This window comes from Candidatus Cloacimonadota bacterium, assembly GCA_034661015.1.
Classification (GTDB): Bacteria; Cloacimonadota; Cloacimonadia; order JGIOTU-2; family JGIOTU-2; genus JAYEKN01.
In genome coordinates, this window is the sequence record JAYEKN010000050.1 from 1 (window position 1) to 1082 (window position 1082).

At 33.4% G+C, this 1082-nt stretch carries 1 protein-coding gene; it reads right to left on the reverse strand.

Annotated elements, in window-relative coordinates; genetic code table 11:
- Positions 1-6: 6 nt before the first annotated feature.
- The gene (locus U9P79_01715) at positions 7-1017 is read right to left on the reverse strand and encodes an HDOD domain-containing protein (GenBank protein MEA2103345.1); all 1011 of its coding nucleotides are present in this window, start codon (positions 1015-1017) and stop codon (positions 7-9) included.
- Positions 1018-1082 lie beyond the last annotated feature (65 nt).

Genomic DNA, 1082 nt, shown 5'->3' on the forward strand with positions numbered 1-1082 from the left:
TTTGAGTTATGCAATTTGATTTTTTTGGTGATTATATAGCAATTTTATAAGTACATTGGGCAGGGTTTTTTTTCTATGATCAAGAAATGAAAGGACTTTTTTGTTGATAAAAACAGAAAAGGGTTGTTTTGCAATGTTCATTATTTCCAGATAATCATGAAAAAATATCAGAGAAAGTTCCTCCTCCTGTTTTCCTTTTAGATGATGATAACAGAGATGGGAAAAATATAGAATTATAACATTGTTTTTAATATCTTTCGGGATTTTATCTGGTGTAGTAAAATCAGGATAGAACTGGTGTTCAATGGTTCTGTAAATAGATTTTGGTAAATGCCAGTTTTGAAGAAGTCTTTTACCCATTTGAGAGGTGTCAACCAGATCAAATAAAGGTCCCATTTTTTTATTTCTGGATTTTAACAGCATTATCACCAGTTGCCCAAACTCATGCATAAGGCCTATTGTTCCAATTTCCGATGGTTTGGCAATATTAAGACCAAATGAGAGAGTTGAAGCAATATACGATACAGCCAGGGAATGATGGTAGAGTTCATTGAAATCAGGAGCTTTGGGCATGACTCTGCGTACACCTTCTGCAATAACAATTTGAGCTACTTCATTGTAACCAAGAAGCATTATGGCGTGGTGAATGTCTGATACCTGATTTTTCAGTCCGTAATATGATGAATTGATAGCTTTTAGAATTGCCCCTGCAAGTGAGGGATCCTGTTTGACTTCCCTGGCGATTTCCCTGGGAGTGATATTTTCTTCAGCGAGTTTGACTGCCAGTGATACTGCAAAAACCGGCAGTCTGGGAATTTTTGTTATTATTTCATTAATAAGTTCAGAATTCTCTAATTTTTTGGTTTTTGCATTGGAAGATAAAAATGTTTTTGCGATTAATTGTCGGTTTTGAAGTTCAAGTTTTTTTCTTTGTTTTTCAATCAGTCTTGTTCTTTGTATAGTACCATTTTTAATACAAATATGACCAAAAATATATGAAAAGAAAGACTTAATAATATTAAAGACAGCAAATACCTTGGTTTTTCAATAACAAATGGGCTTTCTTCATTGGTTTGTTATAC